This is a genomic window from Crocosphaera chwakensis CCY0110, assembly GCF_000169335.1.
GTDB lineage: Bacteria > Cyanobacteriota > Cyanobacteriia > Cyanobacteriales > Microcystaceae > Crocosphaera > Crocosphaera chwakensis.
The window spans coordinates 89,041-95,543 of the sequence record NZ_AAXW01000017.1; the positions used below are offsets into that span (position 1 = coordinate 89,041).

General features: G+C 36.0%; 4 protein-coding genes and 1 tRNA gene. All 5 read right to left on the minus strand.

All coding sequences use genetic code 11. The features are described 5' to 3' along the window. Positions 1-390 precede the first annotated feature (390 nt). The 5 genes from CY0110_RS13020 to CY0110_RS13040 all read right to left on the minus strand — a co-directional run bounded on the left by CY0110_RS13020 (position 391) and on the right by CY0110_RS13040 (position 6,493). On the minus strand, positions 391-1,731 hold the full coding sequence (locus tag CY0110_RS13020; RefSeq protein WP_008275911.1) for a TMEM143 family protein: 1,341 nt from the start codon (positions 1,729-1,731) through the stop codon (positions 391-393). A gap of 31 nt (positions 1,732-1,762) precedes the next feature. Next, on the minus strand, positions 1,763-2,923 hold the full coding sequence (locus CY0110_RS13025) for an S-layer homology domain-containing protein (RefSeq protein ID WP_008275912.1): 1,161 nt from the start codon (positions 2,921-2,923) through the stop codon (positions 1,763-1,765). A gap of 48 nt (positions 2,924-2,971) precedes the next feature. Beyond that, positions 2,972-5,422 (minus strand): HD family phosphohydrolase, encoded by a 2,451-nt coding sequence (locus CY0110_RS13030; protein WP_008275913.1) that lies wholly within the window; start codon positions 5,420-5,422, stop codon positions 2,972-2,974. A gap of 111 nt (positions 5,423-5,533) precedes the next feature. Then, the gene (lgt, locus tag CY0110_RS13035) at positions 5,534-6,364 is read right to left on the minus strand and encodes a prolipoprotein diacylglyceryl transferase (protein WP_008275914.1); all 831 of its coding nucleotides are present in this window, start codon (positions 6,362-6,364) and stop codon (positions 5,534-5,536) included. Positions 6,365-6,422: 58 nt separating this feature from the next. Next, positions 6,423-6,493 (minus strand) — tRNA-Gly (locus CY0110_RS13040). Positions 6,494-6,503: the final 10 nt, after the last annotated feature.

Below are 6,503 nucleotides of genomic sequence, written 5' to 3' on the forward strand. Positions count from 1 at the left end.
TGACCGTGGGGAAGTTTTTTAAGTTCTATGATAACTTTTTCGAGAAGTTAAGTTCTCCAAAAAACTAAAAGTATTGTATAAAGCATTTACAGACGTAAACAAGAAGTTTATTACAAAGTTTATAAAACTTAATAAGAAGCTTTGAATAATTAGGGTTTGCTGAATAAAAGTTCAACTCTCATTATTAAAAATTACCCCCATAATCCTTTTAATTCGCGCTAATCTGTCTTCTGTCATCGTGTTACCATCAAATTAGTTAATTTTATAGATGTCTCTTTAGTGAGATGCCAGGGGACTATTTGTATTTTAGGGTTGATCCTACAAATCAATATTAATAATTATTATATATAATCAGGATAATCTGAAATTTTTATGGTGAGGAAAAAAATATTAACATCCATTATATTGAAAGGCATTATCCCACACATAGTCTAGAATCATTTTTGATTGTTCTAGAGATAAAATATTGATATTTCCTTGCTCATCGTAAGATAGTAGAGGCACTTCGTTAATCTGATTTTCATTATTGTCTTGATAAACAATTTTACCTCGAAGTTTCTCTAAATTACTCAACGGGCCATGAATATCAAAATCAATGGTAATACCTAATTTTTCCATCATCCATTGTTCAATTTTTTGATCTAACTTTTCAGGGGTTAATTTTTCTTGACTGGTTAATAAATGATAATACACTAAAATAATTTCTTTACATTCTTCTTCTTCTGCAATATCTGTTAATGCTTGAAATACACTAGCATTATTGGCTAAATTCTTAAAAAATAAGGTATCACTTACTTCTTTTTGAAACTTTATTTCTTTGCTTTTATATTTAGTATATTGTTTAACAGCAAATCCTCCTAATGTCATGGCTAATGATAAAGTTGCTACTAAAATTGGCATAATATCACGAACTTTTCTTTGATCAACTTCTATAGAGTCTACAACCGAATCTGCTTTAAGTAAGAGCAAAATAGCAACAATAATTAATAGAATATTGGGAATTGCTCGAACGATTAAAGGAACGGCTGCACCAATAGCAGGAACTCCAAACAGTAATTTATCTTTCCAGGTCATGCTAGTTTGAATGTTAGGAAAAAGAAGATCAAGATCAAGTTTTGGTATATTTTTATAAAAATAAAGATACATTTTACCTGGTATAAAATTTAGGTCTTGATATTGCTTATCTTTTTTCGCTTTTGCTTGAAAATACCCTTGACCTTTGAACTTAATTAATAAAACAACTCTCTCTAAAATATCTATTATTTTTTCTTGTTTAAAAAACTTTAATTTCTTGAAGGTAATAAGTTCGTTAACATCCCCACGATAATAACAATAGAATTGATCAAAATCATTGAAATCAACATCGGTTTGTAGATTAATTAAGGATTTTTCTTGCAATGATTTCTGAATAATTTCATCAGAAAGCTGAATATAATTTGCTCTTTCTAAAATGTATTTAAACCCTTGCAATACCTTATTTTCCATCTCTTCATATTCTTCTAAACTCGGCTCTTGTAACGTTTGAACATCTGAATTAGGATTAAAAACAGTATAATTATCTTTGATTTTTTCTAATGTGTAATGAAAGCGAAAATGAAAAAAAGCAGTTAAAATGTCACAAAACTCTTGAAATAACTGAACATCTTTACCTTGAAGTTTACCATCTTCAAGACAGAGATTAATAATGTCAGTACGACGAAAAGGGATAAATAATTCTCGAATATCGGACATAAAATATTAATTTTAATAAAAAATTGATGAATTATTCATTATTTATAGATAATACATCTTCTGCCGAAAGTCCATCCCCTTGATAGCCAAAGTACCATAAACTAGCAGCAGCTTCAGCCAAAGTTACCCCTTTGTTCGGTTGAAATAATGTAGTATAACCAAAGATACGCCTTACATTTGATTGTTCTCCATTTTGAAAGTCTGCGTATAATGCTTGTATGGCTTTTGTATCAATTTTCGTCGTATCTTGAAAACCCCAGGTTTCTTTTATATTATCAATAGAGGCTTGAGGTAATCCTTTTCCCATATCTAAAGGAACTTTCCAAGTTACTAAATCTTCCCTGGTTAAAGGGTTGTCAGGACGGAATAAAGACGCACTACTATTTCCTGTTAAAGGAGACGGAATAATTCCTGCTTCAGCTAACCCTTGAATAACAGCAAAGTCGGGGTCATTACTCGAAACATCAGAAAAAGCAGGTTTAGAGGTTTCAACCCCTAATCTAATTTGCTTGGCGGGGGTATTTTCATAAAATTTATTATAAGTTTCGACTAACCACCTGGCATAGGTTCGACGGTTAATAATACCGCTTTCATTGGCTGTTTTATTATCAGTATTACTCAAATTAACTGTATCTAACTTACGAACATCTGCGACATAAGATTGTAATGATTGAGGAACGTTATTTAAACTAGAATTCTCATTATTTTTCGTCTGAGAAGAAGTAGGTTTTTCTTCAGCGTTTGATGCAGTTACATCGCTTAAGGTTTGATAACGAATGGAATAATCAGTATTACCATTACTAGCAGAAAGAAAAGACAATTGCACTTCTAAGCCGTCTTTTTGAGCAATTAATGTATTATTTTCTTCATTAAATGGTTGACTAATTTCCCAGTCATTATTGTTAAACTGTTCTTGATAAAAGCCACTGATTTGACCAATAGAATCAGAAGATGACCAGCGAATTAAGCCTTGTTCTTCGGTTAAATTTTCAGAAACTTCTTGCAATTCTGAGTTAGAATATTGAGGAATTGTATCAGGAAAAGTATTAGGAATTTCTAGGGTAGATGGTGTAACATTTTCTTTTTTTTCAGCCAATTCAGGATTAGGAGAAAAACGACTTTCTAAGTCGCTAATACTACTACAAGCGGTAATAAAAGGGAAAAGTAAACTAAGAATGATATAACGATACATAGTCAAAATTTATCAATAATGAAACTGTATTTCTGTTTAAAAAAATAATTAAGCTGGTTTGTTATTTTGGGGTTCCAAAGCTGCTTTAGGATAAACAATTCTTTGATGATGAAACTGTTGCCAAACTTTAACAAATACTTCAGCGATAATGGGTAATTCCTCGTATTTGATCCCACTATCTTTTAATTGATTATCTCGCCAACGGGCTTTAAAAATCTTTTGAATCATGGCTAAAGCCGTTTCTGGAGTGGCCTCTTTTAAAGAACGTAAAGCAGCCTCACACCCATCAGCTAACATGACAATTCCGGTTTCTCGTGATTGAGGAATCGGGCCTATATAGCGAAATTCTTCTTCTGCAATCATTTCTGTGCCATTGCGTTCTGCTTCTTGTTTAGCTTGATAATAAAAATAGGAAATTAATAAAGTACCTTGATGTTCAGGAATAAAATCTCGAATTACTCTAGGAAGACCATATTTATTGGCCATCACTAATCCTTCAGAAACGTGCTTTTTAATAATTTCCACACTCACCCAAGGATCATTGATCAAATCGTGTTTATTGGGGTTCCCCATTTGATTTTCAATAAAGCCCATAGGGTCATGCATTTTGCCAATATCATGATATAAAGTACCCGCACGAATCAACTCTACATTACAGTGTAATTCACGACCGGCTGCTTCAGCTAAACAAGCCACAAATAGAGTGTGTTGAAAGGTTCCAGGGGTTTCGGTGGCTAAGCGTTTGAGTAAGGCACAATTAGGGTTAGCTAATTCTACTAAACGAATGGGAGTTACTAAATCAAAGAGACGTTCTAAATAAGGAGAAACGCCCAAAGCCATGACACTCCAAGCAATCCCCGATAAACCATAAATAATCGCTTCGGGTAAAACCACAGACCAGATAGTACCGGCCACCGGAGCGACAATGAGATAACCTACAAAATAGAGACTTCCTTGTACCAGTCCCACCACACCCCCTAAACAGGCCAACTCATCCCGCGATCGCAATTTCCAAGCCACAGAAGCGGCCAAGAGTCCCCCTGCGGTTCCTGCTAAAACATAACTCCAGTTGATGGTGGTGGCCGCAAAGGTGGATAATCCACTCAATAAGACCACTTGAGTAATAGCTAGGGTTGGGCCATAAAAACTGCTGGTTAGGAGTCCCACGGCGGGTAAATTAGTGTAACCCAGATTGAAAATAGCTAATAGCGGGGTACTCAGACTTAGCAGACAAAGAAGAATGTGATCTCGGCGACGCATAGGACGATGAATCTTTTGACTCACCACACAAAAAACCGTCACTGTTCCCATAACAATCACGGCCGAAATGCCTAAACCGACCCAATTAATCCCCCGACGACTGAGTTTAAAACTATCTAACAGAACAAACTCTTCTTGAGTTATTTTTTCCCCAGCTTCAACAATCACATCTCCTGCTTTGACTTCTACTATTACGGGTTCAACGGCTTGGGCTGCTTGTTCGGCTCTTTGTTTTGTGGCCTCTTTATCCACTGTCAAATTATGTTTATTTTGCAAAATTTTCATTAATAAATCAGTAATTGCTCCTTGAGGAACGGATGAGGCTGTAGATTCTAGCTGATTTTTAATAATTTCGTTGAGCAAATAATCTGGCATTCCAGAGGGAAGTCCCTGTAATAAAATACGGTTTAAAGTAAGATTTAGGTTTTTTTCTGTGCTTTGCCAAGTGTTATCATCCAGGTCGAGAAATCGCCCTAATAACTCTGGTGTCAGATTTGATGTTTTAGTATTTAAAATTTCTCCTCTGGCTATATTGTAACGTTGACGAGATTGTTCGATGGTCTCTAAGAGACCTCTTAATGTTGGGGTCGATGTGGTATTTTCATAACTTTTTAACTGGGTTATGGCTTCTTTGCTTTGAGGTTTGAGGTTGTCTGCTGTCGCCGTGTTGTCATTAACTAGGGTTGAGCGAATCGTTTGCCATGTTTTTTCATCAATGCTACGCAAATATTGTTGAGTTGCCGAAGAGATAGAGGATACACTGATGAAAGGAAATGCGCCGACTTCTTGACGAAATTGTCTAAGTTCAATGATGGTTTCTGTTAATTCTCCTTTAAGTTGGCTGGTGAGTTGAGGGTCTCTTTGTAGAACGGGAATAATGCCGGTACGAACTTCTTTGCGCTTTTCTTCGGTGGTTTTTTCATCTTCAAAGGTTCCATTTTTGGGAGCCACCACTTTTACAGGAGAAACAGTTCCTACAGATAATTGAGGTTGATTATAAAAACGATAACCAATCACACTGGTTAAAGAGATGACCGTTAGTCCCCACATCAAAGGGGGATGAAGTTGTCGGATAGGCTTTGATTTATGTAATTTGCTCAACCAGTCAGACTGATGAAGAGATTTAGAAGGAGCTTTTTTAGAAAGACTGTCAGCTTCTTTTAGAGGGGAACGACGACCTTTTTTATACTGTTGTCGTAACTTCTCTAAGTTTTGTTTTAATAATTGTAGCGTTTTCATATGGTGTGAGGTCAATGGAAAAACATCAAACGAGATTTCTTGGATAGTCTTGTTTATGCCTTCGACGATAAGTCATGATCTTATAACATTTTGTAACTTAGTCTGAAGAGACTATTGAGGGGAAACCACGTCTGGTAAAGGTTTTTTTAAACGATATAACCACACTAGTCCCAAAATCCCTACACTAATCATAACTAAACTAATAACCTGTGCCACCCTCAACGGTCCTAACATTAAACTATCTGTTCTTAATCCTTCTATCCAAATTCTGCCACAACTATAAGCGATTAAATAGACTAACGATAAAGTACCCATATAAAAACGGTGAGGATGCTTTAGTCCCCAAAAAAACAAGTATAAGAGGAGAGTAAATACTAAGACATTCCAAACCGACTCGTAAAGAAATGTCGGATGGAAGTATTCAAATGTCAGATAGTCTACGGGGCGGTTGTTAACAGGAATGTATAGCTTCCAGGGTAAATTAGTGGGCGCGCCAAAGGCTTCAGAATTGAAAAAATTACCCCATCTACCAATAGCTTGCCCTAATGCTAAAGAGGGAACCACTAAATCTCCCAGTTGCCACACGGAAATTTTGTTTAAACGGGCAAAAATTAGAGCTGCTAGAGTACCACCGATAATAGCCCCATGAATGGCTATGCCTCCTTTCCAAATAGCGATAATATCTTCAGGACGTTGAGCGTATTCTTGCCACTGAAAGATTACATAGTAAAGTCTGGCACAAGGAATGGCTGCTATGACCAGCCAAATAGCTAAATCCCCAATTAATTCAGGGTTAACGTGACGACGTTTGGCTAACCATTGGGAAAGCGTTACCCCAATTAACACGGCACTAGCAATTAACAAACCGTACCAACGGATGACTAGCGGCCCTGCTTCAAATAAAATGGGGCCTGGAGATTGAAATTGAAACCCTAATAGCATAAGCGATCGCCATTTTTACCATGACATCTGAACATACTTATCATATCTTTTATCATAAAGCGGGTGGGGGGAATCGAACCCCCATCATTAGCTTGGAAGGCTAAGGTTTTACCACTAAACTACACCCGCAAACTTTTGT

Coding starts and splice junctions, on each gene's coding strand:
- CY0110_RS13020 (WP_008275911.1), bottom strand. CDS start 1,731: ATGTCCGATATTCGAGAATTATTTATCCCTTTTCGTCGTACTGACATT.
- CY0110_RS13025 (WP_008275912.1), bottom strand. CDS start 2,923: ATGTATCGTTATATCATTCTTAGTTTACTTTTCCCTTTTATTACCGCT.
- CY0110_RS13030 (WP_008275913.1), bottom strand. CDS start 5,422: ATGAAAACGCTACAATTATTAAAACAAAACTTAGAGAAGTTACGACAA.
- lgt (WP_008275914.1), bottom strand. CDS start 6,364: ATGCTATTAGGGTTTCAATTTCAATCTCCAGGCCCCATTTTATTTGAA.